This window comes from Streptomyces sp. NPDC002018 (assembly GCF_042890865.1).
Taxonomy (GTDB): Bacteria; Actinomycetota; Actinomycetes; order Streptomycetales; family Streptomycetaceae; genus Streptomyces.
Genome location: NZ_JBIASO010000010.1, coordinates 1 through 19,726 on the forward strand (window position 1 = coordinate 1; position 19,726 = coordinate 19,726).

At 72.2% G+C, this 19,726-nt stretch carries 19 protein-coding genes; 12 read left to right on the plus strand and 7 right to left on the minus strand.

The window, feature by feature from the left end; genetic code table 11:
* The first annotated feature begins 215 nt into the window (after positions 1–215).
* A complete protein-coding gene (locus ACFYYH_RS18080) occupies positions 216–1,688 on the plus strand; it encodes a rhamnulokinase family protein (protein WP_388552195.1) in 1,473 nt (490 codons plus the stop codon).
* 18 nt (positions 1,689–1,706) lie between these two features.
* The gene (locus ACFYYH_RS18085; RefSeq protein ID WP_388551715.1) at positions 1,707–2,738 is read left to right on the plus strand and encodes a LacI family DNA-binding transcriptional regulator; all 1,032 of its coding nucleotides are present in this window, start codon (positions 1,707–1,709) and stop codon (positions 2,736–2,738) included.
* 189 nt (positions 2,739–2,927) lie between these two features.
* Here ACFYYH_RS18085 and ACFYYH_RS18090 read toward each other — a convergent pair whose 3' ends face one another.
* Entirely contained in the window at positions 2,928–3,455 is a 528-nt protein-coding gene (locus ACFYYH_RS18090) for a GNAT family N-acetyltransferase (RefSeq protein ID WP_388551716.1), read from the minus strand.
* Positions 3,456–3,691: 236 nt separating this feature from the next.
* Here ACFYYH_RS18090 and ACFYYH_RS18095 point away from each other — a divergent pair, with 236 nt between their 5' ends.
* A complete protein-coding gene (locus ACFYYH_RS18095; RefSeq protein ID WP_388551718.1) occupies positions 3,692–4,432 on the plus strand; it encodes a carbonic anhydrase in 741 nt (246 codons plus the stop codon).
* A gap of 144 nt (positions 4,433–4,576) precedes the next feature.
* Positions 4,577–5,551, plus strand: a complete 975-nt coding sequence (locus ACFYYH_RS18100) for a fibronectin type III domain-containing protein (protein ID WP_388551720.1) — start codon at positions 4,577–4,579, stop codon at positions 5,549–5,551.
* Here ACFYYH_RS18100 and ACFYYH_RS18105 read toward each other — a convergent pair.
* From ACFYYH_RS18105 to ACFYYH_RS18115, 3 genes are all read right to left on the minus strand, one after another.
* Positions 5,529–5,879, minus strand: coding sequence for a winged helix-turn-helix transcriptional regulator (locus ACFYYH_RS18105; protein ID WP_388551722.1), 351 nt, complete (start codon positions 5,877–5,879; stop codon positions 5,529–5,531). The genes ACFYYH_RS18100 and ACFYYH_RS18105 overlap by 23 nt on opposite strands.
* Before the next feature lie 31 nt (positions 5,880–5,910).
* The gene (locus ACFYYH_RS18110) at positions 5,911–7,176 is read right to left on the minus strand and encodes a DUF6397 family protein (RefSeq protein WP_388551723.1); all 1,266 of its coding nucleotides are present in this window, start codon (positions 7,174–7,176) and stop codon (positions 5,911–5,913) included.
* A 111-nt stretch (positions 7,177–7,287) separates the two neighbouring features.
* A complete protein-coding gene (locus ACFYYH_RS18115; RefSeq protein ID WP_388551725.1) occupies positions 7,288–7,701 on the minus strand; it encodes a roadblock/LC7 domain-containing protein in 414 nt (137 codons plus the stop codon).
* Between the two features lie 158 nt (positions 7,702–7,859).
* Here ACFYYH_RS18115 and ACFYYH_RS18120 point away from each other — a divergent pair, with 158 nt between their 5' ends.
* A complete protein-coding gene (locus tag ACFYYH_RS18120; RefSeq protein ID WP_388551727.1) occupies positions 7,860–8,288 on the plus strand; it encodes a PPOX class F420-dependent oxidoreductase in 429 nt (142 codons plus the stop codon).
* Between the two features lie 306 nt (positions 8,289–8,594).
* Here the strand turns inward: ACFYYH_RS18120 and ACFYYH_RS18125 are convergent, their stop codons facing one another.
* Positions 8,595–9,296, minus strand: coding sequence for an SDR family oxidoreductase (locus tag ACFYYH_RS18125; protein WP_388551729.1), 702 nt, complete (start codon positions 9,294–9,296; stop codon positions 8,595–8,597).
* Positions 9,297–9,398: 102 nt separating this feature from the next.
* On the opposite strand from ACFYYH_RS18125, the gene ACFYYH_RS18130 reads away from it, so the two are divergent.
* From ACFYYH_RS18130 to ACFYYH_RS18145, 4 genes are all read left to right on the plus strand, one after another.
* On the plus strand, positions 9,399–10,082 hold the full coding sequence (locus ACFYYH_RS18130; protein ID WP_388551730.1) for a CGNR zinc finger domain-containing protein: 684 nt from the start codon (positions 9,399–9,401) through the stop codon (positions 10,080–10,082).
* Between the two features lie 160 nt (positions 10,083–10,242).
* Entirely contained in the window at positions 10,243–10,845 is a 603-nt protein-coding gene (locus ACFYYH_RS18135; RefSeq protein WP_388551732.1) for a class I SAM-dependent methyltransferase, read from the plus strand.
* A 150-nt stretch (positions 10,846–10,995) separates the two neighbouring features.
* Positions 10,996–11,286, plus strand: a complete 291-nt coding sequence (locus ACFYYH_RS18140; RefSeq protein WP_388551733.1) for a hypothetical protein — start codon at positions 10,996–10,998, stop codon at positions 11,284–11,286.
* A gap of 133 nt (positions 11,287–11,419) precedes the next feature.
* Complete coding sequence (locus ACFYYH_RS18145) at positions 11,420–12,310, plus strand: hypothetical protein (protein WP_388551735.1); 891 nt, start codon at positions 11,420–11,422, stop codon at positions 12,308–12,310.
* Between the two features lie 108 nt (positions 12,311–12,418).
* Here ACFYYH_RS18145 and ACFYYH_RS18150 read toward each other — a convergent pair whose 3' ends face one another.
* On the minus strand, positions 12,419–12,601 hold the full coding sequence (locus tag ACFYYH_RS18150; protein WP_388551737.1) for a hypothetical protein: 183 nt from the start codon (positions 12,599–12,601) through the stop codon (positions 12,419–12,421).
* Positions 12,602–12,666: 65 nt separating this feature from the next.
* Positions 12,667–13,749 (minus strand): acyl-CoA desaturase, encoded by a 1,083-nt coding sequence (locus ACFYYH_RS18155; RefSeq protein ID WP_388551739.1) that lies wholly within the window; start codon positions 13,747–13,749, stop codon positions 12,667–12,669.
* A 285-nt stretch (positions 13,750–14,034) separates the two neighbouring features.
* On the opposite strand from ACFYYH_RS18155, the gene ACFYYH_RS18160 reads away from it, so the two are divergent.
* From ACFYYH_RS18160 to ACFYYH_RS18170, 3 genes are all read left to right on the plus strand, one after another.
* Positions 14,035–17,052, plus strand: coding sequence for a DEAD/DEAH box helicase (locus ACFYYH_RS18160; RefSeq protein WP_388552198.1), 3,018 nt, complete (start codon positions 14,035–14,037; stop codon positions 17,050–17,052).
* Positions 17,049–18,365, plus strand: a complete 1,317-nt coding sequence (locus ACFYYH_RS18165) for an SWF or SNF family helicase (protein WP_388551741.1) — start codon at positions 17,049–17,051, stop codon at positions 18,363–18,365. Before ACFYYH_RS18160 ends, ACFYYH_RS18165 begins: the two co-directional genes overlap by 4 nt.
* A 189-nt stretch (positions 18,366–18,554) precedes the next feature.
* A complete protein-coding gene (locus tag ACFYYH_RS18170; RefSeq protein WP_388551743.1) occupies positions 18,555–19,574 on the plus strand; it encodes an acetamidase/formamidase family protein in 1,020 nt (339 codons plus the stop codon).
* Positions 19,575–19,726 lie beyond the last annotated feature (152 nt).

Consider the following 19,726-nt stretch of genomic DNA (forward strand, 5'->3'; position numbering starts at 1 on the left):
CCCCAAAGACATCCAACTCACCGCATGACCCCAGCAAGCCCGAACTACCTCAAAACCACAGGGCCGCCTTGACGAAAGACATAGAGGCACCCCCCCCCGCCCGTCCACCGGTCGTCCACCGGTCGTACCGCCGATCAACGAGGTCCTTCGTGTCATCACCCCTCGCACCGCTCCCCTTCGCCGCCGTCGACCTGGGCGCGTCCAGCGGCCGTGTCATGGTCGGCCATGTCTCCGACCGTGGTGCGGGCACACTGCGCCTCCAGGAGGTGCACCGGTTCCCCAATCGCCCGGTGCGGACCGCCGGCACACTGCACTGGGACATCCTGTCCCTGTACGGAGGCGTGCTGGACGGGCTGCGGGCCGCGGGTACGGCGCTGGGGCGGGCGCCGGCGGGCGTCGGCGTCGACACCTGGGCCGTCGACTACGGACTGCTCGACGCGGACGGCGCGCTGCTCGGCAATCCCGTGCACTACCGCGACGGGCGCACGGAGGGCCAGGCGGCGCTCGTGGGCGCGGTGCTGACGCCGGCCGAGCTGTACGCGGCGACCGGCCTCCAGTACCTCCCGTTCAACACCCTCTACCAGCTCACGGCGGCGCGGGGCACCGCCGCCCTCGGCGCCGCGCGCCGGCTGCTGCTGATCCCCGACCTCATCGCGTACTGGCTCACCGGTGAAGCCGGGACCGAACTCACCAACGCCTCGACCACCCAGCTCGTCGACCCCCGTACCCGCGGCTGGTCCCGGTCCGTCGCCGACGCGCTCGGCATCGATCTCACGCTCTTCGCGCCCCTGCGCGGACCGGGTGACCCGGCGGGTGAGCTGCTGCCCGAGGTGCTGGCGGAGACCGGGCTGCCGGGCCCTGTGCCGGTGACGGCGGTCGGCTCGCACGACACGGCCTCCGCGGTCGCGGCGGTCCCCGCCACGGACCACCGGTTCGCGTATGTCGCGACCGGCACCTGGTCCCTGGCGGGGCTGGAACTGGACGCGCCCGTTCTCACCGAGGAGAGCCGGCGGGCCAACTTCACCAATGAGCTGGGCGTGGACGGCACCGTCCGCTATCTGCGCAACATCATGGGCCTGTGGCTGCTCCAGGAGTGCCTGCGCGCCTGGGAGGCCGCCGGCACACCGCGGCGGCTGGACCGGCTGCTGCGCGAGGCCGCCGAGGTGCCGGGCCTGCGGTCCTACGTCGACGCCGACGACCCCGCGTTCCTCGCACCCGGCGACATGCCGCGCCGGATCGCGGACGCGTGCCGCCGCCTGGGTGTGCCGCCGCCGGAAGGGCCGGCCGAGATCACCCGCTGTGTCCTGGACTCGCTGGCCCTCGCGCACCGGCGTGCGATCGAGGACGCCCAGCGGCTGTCCGGCCGGACCGTGGACACCGTGCATGTCGTCGGCGGCGGGGCCCGCAACGAACTCCTCTGCCGGCTCACCGCCGATGCCTGCGGCCTGCCGGTGGTGGCGGGGCCCGCGGAGGCGGCGGCCCTCGGCAATGTGCTCGTACAGGCACGTGCCGCCGGAGCGGTCCGCGGCGGTCTCCCGGAACTGCGTGCCCTGCTGCGCGCCACGCTGGAGCCGCGCCGGTTCGAACCGGCCGGCGGCCGGGCCGACTGGGACCGGGCCGCGGCACTGATCGAGGGGCATACCCCGCATATGATGGTCCTACCGGACAGAGGTCCCCAGAGGATGTGACGGAACAGGCAGGAACGCGTGGCGCAGACGGTCGGCATCAAGGACGTGGCCCGGCTGGCCGGAGTCTCGGTCGGGACCGTCTCGAATGTGTTGAACCGGCCCGAGAAGGTGTCGGAACACACTCTCGTCCGGGTCCGCGCCGTCATCGAACAGCTCGGTTTCGTACGGAGTGAGACGGCCCGCCAGCTCCGCGTCGGCACCAGCCGGATCCTGGCCATTCTCGTGCTGGACATGGCGAACCCGTTCTTCGTCGCCGTCGCCAAGGGCGCCGAGCGCGCGGCGCGCGAGGCCGGACTCGGGGTGATGCTCTGCAACAGCGCGGGCAGCGCGGCCGAGGAGGCGGAGTATCTGGCGCTCTTCGCGGAGCAGCGGGTACGGGGAGTGCTGCTCACCCCGACCGACACGTCCGGCAGCACCGTACGGGAGTTCGCGCGGCAGGGCATTCCGTATGTGCACGTCGACCGGGCCGTGCCCGCCGCCGAGGGATGCTCCGTCTCGGTGGACGATGTGGCGGGCGGTGCGCTCGCCGTCCGGCATCTGCTGGCGGCCGGGCACCGGTCCGTGACCTATATCAGCGGTCCGATGTCCCTTCCCCAGTGCCGGGACCGGCGTACCGGCGCGCTGGCCGCGCTGCGTGAGGCCGGTCTGCCCGAACAGGCCCTGCGCCAGGTCGAGTCGGCGCGCCTGGATGTCGCCTCGGGCATCGACGCCGGGGCGCGGCTGCTGGGTCTCGCGGAGCGTCCCACCGCCGTGTTCTGCGCCAACGACCTGCTCGCGCTGGGTGTTCTCCAGGCGATGTACGGGGCAGGGGTCGATGTCCCGGGCGATGTGTCGATCGTCGGCTACGACGACATCGAGTTCGCCGCGGCGGCCGTCGTACCGCTGACCTCCGTGCGGCAGCCGGCCGACGCGATGGGGCGCGCGGCGGCGGAGATGCTGATGGACGAGACGGGCCCGGACGCGGAGCGGCACCGGCACCACTCCGTCGTGCTCCAGCCGGAACTGGTGGTCCGTCGTTCGACACGCCGCCTGGACCGGCGCGGGCGCTGACCGGAGGGCGGCCCTCGGAGGGGGGCCGCGCGGTCCCGTCCCACCGGAGCGGCGACGACATGGTTGCGACGGAGCATCGGAGCACCGGCCCGAGCCGCGCCGGAACCCGCCGGGGAGCCCACCGGGAGCCGCGGAAGTCGTCCTGACCGATGGCGGCCTGGGCCGATGGCGGCCTGGGCCGATGGCGTCCTAGGCCGCGGCGTAGCAGTGGACCTTGACCGTCTGGTCCGGAGTCCAGCGCTGGTCGACGACGGCCAGCAGGCTCCAGCCGAGCTGCTCGTAGAGCGCGGCCGCGGCGGAGTCGGAGGCCACGACGTCCAGTACGGGGTGCAGCCCGCGTTCACGGGCCTCCCGCGTGGCCTGGGACATCAGCAGACCGCCGATCCCGTGGCCGCGCGCCGACGGGGAGACGAACAGGCGGCTGAGCACCGCGGTGTCGGCGACGGCCGTCCCCGCCCGGCTGCTCCAGAGCGCGGGGGCCACATCGTGCGCGCCGGCCGGGGCGAGAGCGACATGGCCGACGATCTGTCTGTCCAGTTCGGCCACCCAGGCCGCCAGTTGCGCGGGCCCCGCCAGCCAGTCGGCGGGACGTTCGGGCCAGTTCACGGGATATCCGTCAACTTTATGCACATCGGCGAGCACCTGGAGGCAATCGCCCAGATCGCCCTCGCCGCGCCGCCGGACATCGCAGATCGGGATGTCTTCGGCTTTCGGCATCGTCTGTCGATTCACCGAACCATGCAATCACAGCCCGCCGTGAATCCTTGCCACACCCGGAGCAACCATGCTCACGAGACCGCCTGTTCGATTCAAGGAGAATGGCTGAACAGCGACTGAACTACGTCCGCATTTGCGCACAATCCCCGATACATCTGGTGCAGTTGATTCAAGAGAGGGTCAATAGTGCGCCAAGCCAAGCCAATGCCCAAGGATGCCCTGGATAGTCTCCGGCCGTGATATCGACCAGACATGCGAATAACGCCACCGCGTCCACCGGAACACCCCGCCGCACACTGCTCCGTGCGGCCCTCGCCGGTGGCGCGGCCACCGCGGGCGTAGCCGTCGCCGCACCCTCCGCGGGTGCCACGAGCCGCCCCGCGCCCCGCCCTCGTCCGACCACCCCGGAGGAGGCGCTCCGCGAACTCTCCGACGGCAACCGGCGCTGGCGGACCTTCCGGGAGCAGCACCCGCACGAGACCGAGACCGTGCGCCAGGCGCTTGTCTCCGGACAGCACCCCTTCGCCCTCGTCCTCGGATGCATCGACTCCCGGGTGCCCCCGGAGCTGGTCTTCGACCAGGGTCTCGGCGATCTGATGACCGTGCGGTCGGCCGGCGAGGTCCTCGACGAGGCCGTCCTCGGCAGCATCGCCTACGGCGTCCTGGAGCTGGGCATCCCGCTGGTCCTCGTCCTCGGACACCAGTCCTGCGGCGCCGTGGCCGCGGCGGTCCACGCCGAGGAGTCCGGCGAGGAACTCCCGTCCCACATACAGTATCTGGCCGACCAGATCCGCCCCGCGATCGTGCACGCCCAGGAGGGCGACGCCCGCGTGGACGCGACCGTGACCGCGAATGTCAGCCGCGTCACCGGGCTCCTGGCCGCGGAGCCCGACCTCGCGGCCAAGGTCGCCGAGGGCAAGCTGGCCATCGTCGGCGCCCGCTACGAACTCGGCACCCAGCTCGTCCACCGGATATAACCGGTTTCGCGAGCGTATGAACGCCCCTGACCGGGGTCGGAGTACACCCCGGTCAGGGAACGAATGCATCCCTCCCCCTTGATGTGGTCGCGACACCTGTGCCATATATGTCTAGACCATTGCCCCCGGGTGGAGGACACGGCCATGTCCAGGTTCGTCAGTCTTGCCGCGCTCACGTCCGCCGTCGTACTCACACTGGCCGCCTGCGGCTCGAACAACGAGGAGAAGAAGGCGCCTTCGGCACCCGCCGGGCTCACGGTCCAGGCGGGCAGCGCCACTTCGGTCCATGTCATGTGGAACCAGCCCTCGGAGAAGGCCGGGATCAAGGGCTACGAGGTCTACCGGGGCGCCACGAAGATCAAGGATGTCCCGGCCGAGAAGACCATGATCGATGTCACCGGGCTGAAGCCGTCGACCGCGTACACCTTCTCCGTCCGCGCCAGGACCGAGAACGGTGCCTTCTCACCGCGGAGCGGCGAGATAGCCGTCACCACCCCCGCGGCGGTCGCGGAGGACAAGGAAGCACCGGCCCGCCCGGAGAAGCTGGCGGGGAAGAGCGACGGCGCGCGGGCCGCACGGCTGAGCTGGGCCGAGGCCACCGGCGACCAGGGCATCACCTCCTACGACATCTACCAGGGCGGCTCCAAGATCCACAGCGTGGCCGGCGACGCGACCACGGCGCACATCACCCGTCTGCGGCCGGGCACCCACTACCGCTTCACGGTCACCGCCCGGGACGCGGCGGACAACGCCTCTCCCCAGAGCAGCGCCGTCGAGATCACCACCCCCCGCGGCCCCGGCGACGATCCCGACACCGCCCCGATCGACTTCCGGGCCGGGACACACGCCGCCGACGGCGCGCACTATGTCGATATGTCCTGGCTGGCGCCGGAGACCGGCACCGACGTCCCCTCGTACCAGATCTATCTCGACGGCACGTTCGCGACGACCCTGATCTGGGGCGGTGAGGCTCCCAAGGGCCGGGCCACCTACAGCGTGTTTCTGAGCAAGAAGGCCGGCGAAACCTACCGGGTGAAGCTCCGCGCCAAGCTGCCCGACGGCAACTGGGGGAAGTTCTCCCCGGAGCGCACCGTCGTCACCGGCGAGGCCCGGCCCTGACCGCCCCGCTGTCCGTGGCATCGGCGCGGTCCTCCGCACCGGACGGGCCTGTCTCGTCGAGATGGTTCTCCACCCAGGCACGCACCTGTCCGAGTGGCTCGGCGACACTGTGGCCGAGCGGGGTGAGCGCGTACTCGACATGGAGTGGAACAGCCGGATACACGGTGCGGTCGACGAATCCGTGGTCCTCCAGCCGGCGCAGCGTACGGGTCAGCACCTTGGGGCTGACCCCCTGAAGCCGTCGCTGGAGCGCGCCGAAGCGCTGCGGACCGTCCTCCATCGCGCCGATGGCGAGTGCGGCCCATTTGTTGGCCAGCAGATCGAGCACTTCACGGCACGGACACTGTGCCGCGTAGACATCATGCTCGGTGTGCCGGCCCGTGGTGCAACTCTTGGCCACTCTGTCCCCCGTCCCGCGAACCTGACAGCTCTGCCAGATCTGACAGGTCCGACCGAGCTGAACTGCATGCTTCCTTGGAGATAGTATCCGTCCTTCTGAATCGGAGGCGGCGCTCCCCGCCGATCCGCAGCCGGCCCAGCAGACCCCGGCGGCCGTCCCCGCCCGATGGCGCGGGCACCCTCTCCGCCCTCGGCGGTGCCCCGTCCTCGCCCGGACCGTCGGAACGTGGGGCCGGACGGGTGCGCCGGGCCTCCGCCAGGAAGGTGTCCAGGCTCGCGCGGTGCCATCGGATCTCGTCCGGGTGCTCGGCCACCAGCAGCGGGCGGACCGTCGCCCGTGCGGCGTCCGACTCCGGCCGGCCGGGGGCGAGGTCGGGCCGCAGCCGGTTCACATAGGCGCGTTCGTGCGGATCGGGCACCAGCTCGGCCAGGAGGGCCGGATCCAGCACACAGCCCACGACGGCCGCGCGCTCCCAGGGATCCCCGCTCTCGCGCAGCAGATGGCCGATGCGTCTGCCCCGCCACGTGCGCGGACGCCGGTCCTCCTCCGGATCGGCACCGAGGCGGAGCGGCCGTGGCAGCCGGCCGGTGAGCAGGGCCGGTTCCCTCGTGGCGAACGTCCGCACCTCGTCCGCCGGATACAGCCAGACGATCGCGCGATACCGGTTGAGATAAAATCTCACCGGCACGATGAAGCCCGCCCGTGCCAGCCGGGTGAAGCGGCCCGGACTGACCGTCAGCAGCTCCGCGCCCTCCGCCGTCCCCACCGTCCGCGCCCGCTCGCGGAGCGCCTCCGGAAACCCCTCCGCCGCCCGCAGGCGGTCGATCTCCTGCCGGCTGACCTGTCGCCGTCCGGCGCCCGGCCCTGCGAGGGTGCGGATATGGCCCAACTGCGCGGCGAGCTCGAACTCTCCGCGCTTCAGCTCCAGCTCCCGCGCGGCCCGTACGACACCGACGGTGCGTGGCTTCTTCTCCGCGGACCGCACCGCTCCGGCCGTGGCCTCGGTGGCCGCGGTCGCCGTCGGCCCCTCCGCGGCGCCACTCGCCGGCGGGCCGCCGCTCTCCAGCGGGTCGCCCTTCCGTGGGTCGCCCTTCGGCGGGCCGCCCTCCATGGAGCCGTGAGGGACCCGGCTCGGAGCCTGATCCTGATCCCGGTTCCGGTGCTGCCTCTGATCGTGGCCCCGGCGCCGGATCGAAAGGGCGCCCTGGGCATCGCTGACGGACATGGTGGTCCTCCCCCGTGAGTCGTTATCACTCTCGGTGACGACCGTAGCGCGACAGCCGCGATTCCCGTCCGGCCTGTGGACAACTTCCCGGGCCGAGCGGAAAGACGCAGCTCAGAGGCCGCTCAGACTGGTGTGTCCCGACTGCCTGACCGCGACTCCGAGATGCTCGCCGACACGGTTGACGAGCAGCGTCATCTCATAGGCGACCTGGCCGACATCGGCCTCCGCCGTGGCCAGTACACACAGACAACTGCCGTCCCCGGCCGCGGTGACGAACAGCAGGGCCTCGTCGAACTCGACCATGGTCTGGCGCGCCTGTCCCGCCCGGAAGTGGCGCCCCGACCCACGGGCGAGGCTGTGCAGTCCCGACGAGACGGCCGCGAGATGCTCCGCGTCCTCACGCGCCAGGCCCACGCTGGCGCCCGTCACCAGACCGTCGTTGGACAGGACCAGCGCGTGCTGTATGTGCTCGACCCGCGCGGTCAGGTCGTCCAACAGCCAGTCAAGTCCCTTTTCGAGTGGCATTGCCGCTCCTCCCCGTTCAGATGTTCGCCATGGCTCGCAACGCCCCGTAGCCTTCCGCACCCGCCGCTCCCGGGCAAGCGTTCCCCGCTCCTCGGGGCCCCGGCGCACACCCGGGGCGTCGTATCGCGCGGGGCGCGTGCCCGACGGAAAATGCGGTCATGGCGACACACATGAGCAAGGACGAGTGGCAGGCCTTCGTCTCCGAGGGGACACGCACCGCGAAACTGTCGACCGTACGGGCCGACGGGAGCCCGCACATCGCGCCCGTCTGGTTCGTACTGGACGGAGACGATCTTGTCTTCAACACCGGCAGGGAGACCGTGAAGGGACGCAATCTGCTGCGTACCGGCAGGGCAGCCCTGTGTGTGGACGACGAACGTCCGCCGTTCGCCTTCGTGGTGATCCAGGGCCGGGCCGAAATCGACGAGGAGCCGGAGCAGTTGCGCGCCTGGGCCACGCGGATCGCGGCACGGTACATGGGCGAGGAGCGCGCGGAGGAGTTCGGGGAGCGCAACGGCGTTCCGGGTGAGCTGGTGGTGCGCCTCAAGGCCGACAAGGTCTCGGCCTACGCGGCCGTGGCGGACTGATCCTGCGCACCGCGTCGGCGAGCCCGAGCCCGCCGAGGCGGACCGGGCAGTGGCCCCGTGCGGCCGAGGCGGACCCGCACGGCGGGCCGGACAGCGGGGGGCCGGACAGCAGACCGGCGGGCCGGACAGGCCGCACGACACAGAACGAGGCGGGTCCCGGCCCCGCATTCCGCCGGGGCCGGGACCCACTCTCTCCTCGGCCATCAGCCGTCCGTCACCGGCCGAGGAGCCTCACGTCGGCCACGTCCGCCGTATCGGCGTCCGGTCCGGCTGCCCGGTCCGCCGAAGAGGCCTCACCGAGGGACCTCACAGGAGTGTCGGCAGGCTCAGCCCCTCGACCGGACCCGCGAGCGCGGCCCTGAAGGCACGGCTGGTGTCGTCCGCCAGCACCTCGCTCTCCCCCTTCTCCAGCGCGGCGAGGACCTCGCGCGCCACCGCCCGGGGATCACCCTTGGGCACGTCCAGCGCCCGGATCATGTCGGTGTCGGTGAAGCCGAGATGCACACCCACCACCTGGGTGCCCTGAGGGGCCAGTTCCACCCGGAGCGAGTTGGTCAGCGACCAGAAGGCCGCCTTCGTCGCCCCGTAGGCGCCGCTGCCGGCCGCCCAGGACAGCGCGGAGTGGATGTCGACCAGCGCGCCGCCGCCCTGGGCCGCCAGGATCGGGGCGAAGGCCTGAGCGACCCTCAGCGCACCGAACACATTGGCCTCGAAGAGCGTCCGCACGCTGTCCAGGTCGACCGTGACCAGCGGGCCGGCGCCCCCGATCCCGGCGTTGTTGAAGACGATGGACACATCGTCCGCGATGCGCGCCAGCTCGGCGACCGAGTCCGCGTCGGTGACCTCCAGCGGTACGGGGACGACCCTGGGGTCGGGATCGGCGACGGGAGTGCGGGCGGTGGCGTACACCTTGGCGGCCCCCGCCTCCAGCAGTTCCTGCACGAAGGCGCGGCCCAGTCCGCGCTGGCCGCCGGTGACCAGGACGGTTGCTCCACTGACGGTGGTCATGACGTTCTCCTCGCATGCGTTCACGATGACATAGGCGTAATCGGTTTGCTTCTGTCGTTCAGCGTGCTCGCCTCTCGCGACATAGTCAAGTAGAGTTCGGCTATGTCTTGGGTAGCCAGTGAGCGGTATCGCGTACGTCAGGCTCCCGACGGACTCGCGCTGGTGCAGGAGCTCCTCAACACACGGGGGATCAAGGAGTACGCACCTGATCTGCTGGCCGGCCACGAGTCCGCCGAGGAGTGGCTGACCGGCGCCGCCGAGGCATGGGCCCGCGTCCGGGGGCTCGACGTACCCGATTGCTCGCTGTCGGCGTCTGACCCGGCCACGCTCCGTGACCTGAGGTCCGTCTTCGAGGAGCTGGTCGCCATGGCGGGGGACGGCACGCCGGCCGCCGGCCGGGCGGAGCCCGATGCCAGGGTGCGGCTCGCCCCCGATTCCCGGGGCCAGGTGCGGATGATCCCGTCCGGCCGGGGGGCCCAGTGGCTCGAAGCGGCGCTCTGGTCGGAGACGCTGCTCGCCCAGCGGGCCGGCGTCTGGGCCCGGCTGAAGCTGTGCCGCAACAGCGAGTGCCGGTCGGCGTTCTACGACACCTCACGCAACAACAGCGGTGTCTGGCACGACGTACGCGTCTGCGGCAACGCGGCCAATCTCCGCGCCTCACGGGAACGCAGACGGGCGCGGGAGAGCGACCCCGCCACGGGTCCCGCCGCCCCCGCCGCCGATCCCCTCGCCGGTCCCGCTCCCCGCACCGCCCTCGGTCCCGGTGCCGGTCCCGCCGAGGGATGAACACACGTAGGACCGGTGGACGCCCGGAGCAGGGGCGGAGCAGGGGGCAGGGGGCAGGGGGGACGCCGCCGACCGGGGGCCGCCACGATTTCCGCACCCCGCGCGCGATTCCCACACCCCGCGCCTCGCGGGTCGGCCGACCGTACGGGATCATGCGGCCATGGCCCACGATCACACACAGGTCCGGGATTTCTTCGGTGCGAGGGCGGCCGGCTGGGACACCCGTTTCCCGGACGACGCTCCCGCCTACGCCGCCGCCGTCACCAGCCTCGGACTGCGTCCCGGCGACGCGGTCCTGGACGCGGGATGCGGGACGGGACGCGCGCTGGAGCCGCTGCGGTCCGCCGTGGGCCCCCGGGGCACGGTGCTGGGCATCGATCTGACCCCCGAGATGCTGGCGGAGGCGGTACGGGCCGGGCGGGACCGGAGCGGGCGGCTGCTGCTCGCCGATGTGGGCCGGCTGCCGCTGCGCCCGCGCTCGCTGAACGCGGTGTTCGGCGCCGGGCTGATCGCCCATCTCCCCCGCCCCGCGGAGAATCTGCGGGAACTGGCCAGGGTGGTGGGGACCGGCGGCCGGCTGGCGCTGTTCCATCCTCTCGGCCGTGCCGCGCTGGCCGCCCGGCAGGGACGGCGGATCACGGACGACGATCTGCGCGCCGAGCCCCGGCTCCGTCCCCTGCTGGCGAGTTCCGGGTGGCGGCTGGAGTCGTACACCGACGAGGATTCCCGCTTTCTGGCTCTGGCGGTCCGCCAGGAGGACTGACGCGAGGCCCGGCGGGGCCGGGCGGGGCGGGTTAAAGGCCGCGAGGTCTTCTGCGAAGGCGCAGCCGAACGTACGTTGGAGGACCGGAGGGACGGACGCGGAAGACGGCGCGGCCGGACAGGGCCAGACAGCAGGGGGAAGGTGGACCCGGTGTTCGAGAAAGTACGCAGGCTCCTCGGTTCGGACCGTGCCGCCGCTCCGGCCGCCGCACGGCCACGCCCCCGGCAGCACAATCTGTTCGAGGCCGCCGCCACCTATGTCTCCGCGAGCGTGGAGGACGATCAGCAGCGAGCGGACGAGGCGGCGGGCTGGGTCTCGCCCGAGGCGCTCTGCTTCGGTGTCGGCGAACTGGCCTGCCGGGCGGTCATCGCGCTCGCCCGGGAGCGCGACGAGTCCCCGCAGACCGTCGCACGGAGCCTGCTGGGTCTGCCCGCCCTGTGACGGACGGCGTCCCGCGACGCACAGCGCTCTGTGACGGATGGCGCTCCGCGACGCACGGCTGGTTCCGGACTCTCGACGTCCGGGTCGCCCACTGGCTAGGGTGCGCCGACAACGGATCGGATGGGGAGGTGCCGTGGCCGGAACGGACGACTCCGTGGACGATGACCCGCTGTACGTGCTGACCGCGGCGCTGCTCACGCCCGCGCGGTTCCCCGCAGTCCTCGGCGACGACTATCCGGAGGCCTGCGCCGCCCTCGGGCTGGACCCCTACGAGCGGGGATACGGCCTGGTCATGGGCCAGGACGGGGACGGAGCCCGCTGGACGGTGGTGGTCGACGACGTCTCGCTGGTCGCCGTCGCGATCGCGTCCTGGGACTGCGGGATCGAGTACGACCTGTCACCAGGGGAGCGGACCGTGGTCTGCGCGCTGCCGGGCTGGCCGGTCGCCCTGGCCGTGCGCGCGCCCGGCGTGCCCGCCCCGCACGACCCGGAGCCGGAGCCCGCCTCCGGGGAATCCGAGAACGGCGAGGGGGCCTGGCGCCCGCTCGCACCGCCCGACACCGATGGCTGGGGCCCCGCGCAGCGCAGACTCGGCGCCGACGAGATAGCCCTTCAGTGGGCGGCATGGCGGGAACGGCTGGACGGGGCGGTGGATGACGGGGCGACGACGGCCCCCGCCGCGGCGCACGCGGGCACCGAGAACGTGAGCACCGGCGACGGCAGCGCACACGACCGCGGGGAAACGGCAGCCCCCTCGCACGAGGGGGTGCGGCGCGTGCTGAAGGAACTGCGCGGCTATGTGGAAACGGCCCCGCCGCTGGGACGGGTCCGGTCCAGCTTCGCTCCGGGCGAGGCGAGGACGCTGCGCGCCGACGGCCCCGGCTGGTCGTTCGTCGCCAGGACGGACGACATGGCCTTCGTCCTGCTGGACGAGGAGCCGGGCGAGGTGCTGCCGGTCGGCCGGGGCACCGAACTGCCCGCACTGCTCACCGCGCTCGACGAGATGGCCGTACGCCCGGCCTAGGGGCACTGTCGGGCGGCCCCACGCGGTCGGGCGCTGTGCGCACGGTCGAGCGCCCTGCCCCGGCAGATGATGCTCCGCACCGGGCCCGGCTCCGTCCGCGCGCCCGGCTCAGCGGCCTATCTCCTTGCGGTTGATCCTGCGCAGCCTGCGGCGCTGCGACGGGTCCAGCATCAGATACGCGGCCACCGGCACCCCGAGCACCACCAGCAGCGAGAACCAGAATCCGATCAGTGGCCACAGGAGAACGCCTACGGCCACTCCCCCGATGATGATCTTCGTCCTTGTCGACATCGACGCCTCCTCCGCGGCATGGCCGCTCCTGCTGGGTGAACGCGCGGCGGGGTCCGCCAGTTCCACTATGCGCCCGCGCGCAGCGGTTCGCCGACATAGTGCATATGAGCGAGCGCCTGCCGGTACGACTCGATCAGCCCCGTCTCGGTGTACGGGACGCCCAGCGCGAGACAGTGCGCACGCACCAGGGGCTGGGCGAGCCGCAGATGCGGGCGGGGCATGCTCGGGAAGAGATGGTGCTCGATCTGGTAGTTCAGCCCGCCCAGGAACCAGTCCGTGAGCAGCCCGCCCCGTACGTTGCGCGAGGTGAGGACCTGCCGGCGCAGATGCCCCCAGTTCTCGCCGTCCTCCGGGTCGGGCATCTCCATGCCCTTGTGGTTGGGCGCGAAGGCCATCCCCAGGTGGAGACCGAGAAGCATCTGGTTGATGAGCGCGAAGACGATGGCCTGGCCAAGGCTCAGGGTGGTCAGCAGCAGGGTGAGATAGGCGGCGACATGGGCCGTGAGCAGCAGGCCCTCCACCACGCGCTTGCGGGCGGGCATGGCGTCGTCCTGCCCCGAGAAGACGGCCCGGAAGCCGTACACCTTGAGGGCGATGCCCTCCAGCGTGGTCAGCGGGAAGAACAGCCAGGCCTGGTGACGGGTCAGCCAGCGGCGCAGACCGGACCGTCCCGCGGTCTGGTGCTGGGTGAAGACGAGGATGTCGGCGGCGACATCCGGGTCCTTGTCGATGTGGTTGGGGTTGGCGTGGTGCCTGTTGTGCTTGTCGTTCCACCACTCCTGGCTCATTCCGAGCAGCAGGTCGGCGTGGACGAGCTGGATCAGACGGCCTTTTCCGCGGTCGGCGGTGATCTGGGCATGGCCCGCGTCATGGGCGACGAACGCCATCCGTCCCGACACGACCGCCAGCGGCGGCGCGAGGAGCAGCGTCCACCAGGAGGGGCCCAGAAGCACCATCCCCGTGACGATCGCGCCGAGGAACAGGACATTGACGGTGATCCCCCGGGCGTACCAGGCGACCCGGCGTTCCAGAAGGCCCTGTTCCCTGACCGTCCGCAGCAGGGGCGCGAAGTCGCTGCCGCCGCCCGCACGGCCGGCCACGGGGTCGGGTATGGGCTCCGCGAGCGGGGCGATGGCGGCTGGGGGCATGTCGGTCTCCGGTCTGTAGCCGATGTCGAGGGGAAGGTCGAGGGGGAAGAAGGCCGCGCAGACTGCGCTGACCTCTTGAAACGTACGGGGAGGGAACGCCTGCGGCCATGAGGCCACCACCCGGAAAAGACGGGGGCCTCCCGGGGGTCGACGGTGGTGCTGGCTACACCCGGTAGGCCAAGGCGTGAGTCGGGTCACGGCGGCGCCGCTCCCGCGTGGCTTCGCGGTGAGGTACCCTCGGCGGCTCCGACCCGCAGTAGTCAAACTTGAGGAATGCGTCTCGCTGTGCACAGGCTCCCCGCGGCAACGCTCTCCCGGATCTCCGAACTCGCCCGCTGTTCCACGGTCTTTCTCGCCGCGGACCCCGCCCGCACCGGCCGGATCGCCCACTGGCATCCCGACAGCGCGGAGCCGCCGGCCGCACCGGGCTCCGTGGAGGAACTGGTTGTCGTCGACACCTGTGGTCACCCTCTCACGGTCAGGGCGCTCGTGATGCCCGTGTCCTCGGCGCTTCCGCTGCTGACCAGGGCCCGCGTGCGCGCGGACGTGTCGCCGTCGACGGCCTTCTGGGGCGCGGCCGCCCTGCTGGCGCTGCAACTCGCGGCCCGGGGAAAGCTGTTGCCCGGTCTCACCGCCACGGACCACGACGCATGGCGGGCCGGACCGCTGACCGGGGAGGATCTGGAGCGGATCCGTACGCTCGCCGCCTCGATGCCGCCCTCCGCCCACGCCGTCCCCCTCGCCACGGCACCCGCCGAGCCGCTTCTGCTGCCCGCGCCCGAGCGGCTGCTGAGGGACTTCCTCGACGCGGTCGTCGATGGGCTGCCCCGTACGCCGGCCGCCGAACTCGCCGCCGCGGGGCCCGCTTTCGCCGCCGAGCCGGCGCATCGGTTCCCCGGGCTGCGCGACTGGACGGCCGAGGTGACGGCCGGCCATGACGCGGGGGTACGGCTCTCCTTGCGTGTCGAACTGCCCGGCCTCGCGGACGCCCGAGCACCGGACGCGGGGCCCGCCTTCCGTGCCGTGCTCCAGATGCACAGCGTCAGCGATCCCACGGTCGTCGCCGACACCGGCGCCGTGTGGTCAGGCACGGGATCCACCGGTACGGCCTTCGGCCCGCGCGCCCGGATGGACGCGCTGCTCGCCCTGCGCCGGGCCGCCCGTGCCTGGCCCCCGCTCGCCCCGCTGCTCTCGGCCGCCGTCCCGGACGTCGTCGAACTCGCGGACGAGGATGTCACCGATCTGCTGGGCGAGGCGTCCACGGCGCTCGCCGCGAGCGGCGTCCAGGTCCACTGGCCCAGGGAACTGGCCCGCACGTTGACCGCACGCGCGGTCATCGGCCCCTCCAACCGGGCGACCGGCCCCGACGGACAGAAGTACAGCACCACCGATCACACCGGCCCCACCGACCCCACCGCTGACGCCGAGAGCAACAGCGACAGCGACAGCAACACCGGACACACCGACGGCACCCACCCCACCGACAGAGCGGCCCGCGGCCGGGGCGGCCCGTACCGGACCGGTACGGATCTGCCCGCCTCCCTCTCGGCCGACGCGCCGCTCTCCTTCAACTGGCTCTTCACCCTGGGCGATCAGCGGCTCACCCGCGCCGAGCTGGACCAGCTCGCCGAGGCCAGCCGCCCCGTGGTCCGGCTGCGCGGGCAGTGGGTGCTCATCGATCCCGTGGAGGCCCGGCGCGCCCGGGAGAGCCAGGACCGCGAGATCACCTCGCTCGACGCGCTCGGCGCCGTACTGACCGGCTCCACCGAGGTCGAGGGGCGCCGGGTCGAGGTGGCGGCCACCGGCTGGCTCGCCCGCCTGCGCGACCGTCTCGCCGACCCCGAGCGGGCGGGCGACGACGAACAGGAGATCGGCGCGCCCGCGGCGCTCGCCGCGACTCTGCGCGACTACCAGCTCCGCGGTCTCCACTGGCTGCACCGGATGACATCGCTCGGTCTCGGCGGCTGTCTCGCCGACGACATGGGCCTCGGCAAGACCATCACCCTCATCGCACTCCATCTGCACCGGCAGACCGATGCGTCGGCCGCCGGCCCGACGCTGGTCGTCTGTCCGGCCTCGCTGATGGGCAACTGGCAACGCGAGATCGAACGGTTCGCTCCCGGCACGCCGGTACGCCGCTTCCATGGAGCCACGCGCGACCTGGAGGCCCTGGAGGCAGGCGAGTTCGTCCTCACCACCTACGGCACGATGCGACTGGACGCGGCGAGGCTCGCGGGCACCGACTGGGGCATGGTCGTCGCCGACGAGGCGCAGCACATCAAGAATCCGTACTCCGCCACGGCCAAGGCGCTGCGGACGATCGGCGCCAGGGCCAGGGTCGCGCTCTCCGGCACCCCCGTGGAGAACAATCTCTCCGAGCTGTGGGCGATCCTCGACTGGACGACACCCGGACTCCTCGGCCGCCTCGGCACCTTCCGTACGCGGTACGCGCGGGCCGTCGAGAGCGGTGACGACCCGGCGGCGGCCGAGCGGCTCGCGGCACTGGTCCGTCCGTTCCTGCTGCGCCGCCGCAAGTCCGACCCCGGCGTCGCGCCGGAGCTGCCGCCCAAGACCGAGACCGACCGCGCCGTCTCCCTCACCGCCGAACAGGCGGGGCTGTACGAGGCACTCGTACGGGAGACCCTCGCCGCGATCGCGGAGGCGGACGGCATGGAGCGGCGCGGGCTGATCGTCAGGCTGCTGACCGGGCTCAAGCAGATCTGCAACCATCCGGCGCAGTTCCTCAAGGAGGAGCGGCCACGTATCGCGGACCGTTCCGGGAAGGTGGAGCTGCTGGACGAACTGCTCGGCACCATCCTGGCGGAGGGCGCCGGTGTGCTGGTCTTCACGCAGTACGTACAGATGGCGCGGCTGCTCGAACAGCATCTCGCGGCGCGCGGTGTGGCCACCCAGTTTCTGCACGGAGGCACGCCGATCCCCGAGCGCGAGGCGATGGTGGACCGCTTCCAGAACGGTGAAGTGCCCGTGTTCCTGCTGTCCTTGAAGGCGGCGGGCACCGGGCTCAATCTCACCCGCGCCGAACACGTCGTCCACTTCGACCGCTGGTGGAACCCCGCCGTCGAGGCACAGGCCACGGACCGCGCGTACCGCATCGGCCAGGACCGTCCCGTGCAGGTGCACCGGATGATCGCCGAAGGCACCGTCGAGGACCGGATCGCCGACATGCTGGCGCGTAAACAGGCGTTGGCTGACGCGGTGCTCGGTTCCGGCGAGGCGGCCCTGACCGAACTGACCGACGCCGAACTGGCGGATCTGGTGGAGCTGCGAGGGAGCGTCCGATGAGCGGGAGCGCGCGGGAGCGCGAGGGCGATGCCGAGCGCACCCTCACCGCGCCGGCGACCGCCCCTGGGCGTGGTTTCGCCCGGACCTGGTGGGGCCGTGCCTGGCTGAAGGCGCTGGAGGAGACCGCCCTCGACGGCGAGCCGCTGAGGAACGGGCGCAGGCATGCCCGCGCGGGCGCCGTGGGCGCCGTGACCGTACGGCCGGGAAGGATCACCGCGGTCATACAGGAGCGGGACGGCACGGGCTACCGCAGCGATGTGCTGTGGCAGCCGCTGAGTGACGAGGAGTGGGACGGTTTCCTGGACATGGCGGTGGACCGGGCGGGCCATATCGCGGCGCTGCTCGACCGGGAGATGCCCCCGCACCTGGTCGAGGACGCGGCGGCGGCCGGGGTGGAACTGCTGCCCGGCATAGGTGACTTGGAGCCGGAGTGCGGCTGTGAGGCGTGGGACCACTGCGCGCACTCCGCGGCGCTCTGCTACCAGATGGCCGGACTGCTGGACCAGGATCCGTTCGTGCTGCTCCTGATGCGCGGCAGGAGCGAGCGCCGGCTGCTCGACGAACTCCAGGTGCGCAGTGTGGCGCGGGCCTCGCGGGCCGCCGGTACGGACGAGGAGGCGCCGGACCACGAGGGGCCGGCGTCCGACGCGGTGGGCGTGCCCGCCGTGACGGCCTTCGCGGCCGAGGACCTCCTGCCACCGCTGCCCGCTCCCCCGCCCGTACCGCAGGCCCCGGGACAGCCGCCGACGCTGTACTCCGAGACCGGTCCGCCGTCCGGGTCCGGGGTCGACGCGGACGCGCTGGAGTTCCTGGCGGCGGACGCGGCGGCGCGTGCCCTGCGCCTGCTGTCCGAAGCTCTCGCGCCCGATCATGAACAGCAGCCCCTGGAAGGGGAGTTGACGCTCCATCAGGACGGGGTCCGGCTGGCCGCCGCGACGTCCGACACCCGCCTCCTGGCACGGCTCGCCGTCGGCACCGGTCGCCGGCGTGCGGAGCTGGACCTCGCCGTACGCGCCTGGCGGTACGGCGGCGCGGCCGCCCTCGCCGTACTGGAGGACGACCGGGGTCCGGAGCCGGAGGCCCTCGCGCGGGCGGAGGCGGCTCTCGGCGCCGCCTGGGAGGACGGGGACCGGCCCCGGCTGCGCGCCATGGGCGCGGGCCGCTGGTCCGTCGCCGACGCGCCGGCGCAACTGCGCTACGGACACGACGGGCGCTGGTGGCCCTACCGGAAGGAACGCGGCCGCTGGGTCCCGGCGGGTCCCGCCGAGCACGATCCGGCGGCGGCCCTCGCGGAAGCGCTCAACGAGACCTGAACGAGAGCTGGAGCGGACCGGACAGCGGGCTCATGAGACGGACGGGGCGTTCGAGCGTCGAGGGGCATGTGGCGGGCGAGCGGGCGGCCGGGCGAAATCCCTGGTCGCACCTGCTTCCGTCCCCGTGCGCCGTCGCCGTACGGTGAGGGCCGCGCATCTCCGCCGGCCGAGAACGGGAGCAGCCCGCCCATGAGTGACCCGAGGATCCTGACCGTACGCCCCGAGAAGGGCGAGTACGCCTGGACGTTCGGCGGCGCCCCGCCCGTCGCGCGCATCACACCGGGCACGGTCCTGGACCTGTTCACCGAGGACTGCTTCGCCGGCCGCGTACGGTCCGAGAACGACCTGGTGTCCGAGGTCTGCGAGTTCCCCTTCCTCAATCCGCAGACCGGCCCCTTCCATGTGGAGGGCGCGGAGCCGGGCGACACGCTCGCCGTGCACTTCGTGTCGATCCGCCCCGCCCGTGACTGGGCCGCGTCGACGACCGTGCCGCTCTTCGGCGCGCTCACCTCCACCCATACGACCGCGACGCTTCAGCCGCCGCTCCCCGAGGTCGTCTGGATGTGGCAGCTCGACCGGGCACGCGGCACCTGTCTGTTCAGCGCCCGCGACAGCGATGTCGAGATCGAGCTGCCGATGGACCCGATGCACGGCACGGTCGGGGTGGCGCCGGCCAATCTGGAGGTGCGGTCCGCTCTCGTGCCCGACGCGCATGGCGGCAATATGGACACACCGGAGATGCGCGCCGGGGTGACCTGTTATCTCGGGGTCAATGTCGAGGGCGCGCTGCTGAGTCTCGGGGACGGGCACGCCCGCCAGGGCGAGGGCGAGACCTGCGGGGTCGCCGTCGAATGCGCCGTGAACACGGTGGTGATCGTCGAACTGCTCAAGGGGGTCGCGACCCCCTGGCCGCGTATCGAGTCCGACACGCACATCATGTCGACCGGTTCCGCACGGCCCCTGGAGGACGCGTTCCGTATCTCCCAACTCGATCTGGTCCAGTGGCTGAACCGCGACTACGGACTGTCGGAGCTGGACGCGTACCAGCTCGTCAGCCAGGCCGGTGAGGCTCCGCTCGCCAATGTCTGCGACACCAACTACACCTGTGTGGCGAAGATCCGCAAGGAGTGGCTGCCGCCCGCCGGTGAGCCGCACCGCGGGCTGCACCGCCATCTCCGTGAGACGGCGGCCGTGCTGCCCACGGGCTGATCCGACCGGCCAGGCCGCCCCGGCGGCCACGCGGCCCGTCGGTCCCCTGACCGCTCCAGGGCTCGCGGCTCCTGTCTCGCGGCCCCCGGCTCCCGATTCCCGGCTCCCGTGCCCTGGCTGACCATGCCCCGGCCGCCGGTGGCCTCGCCACG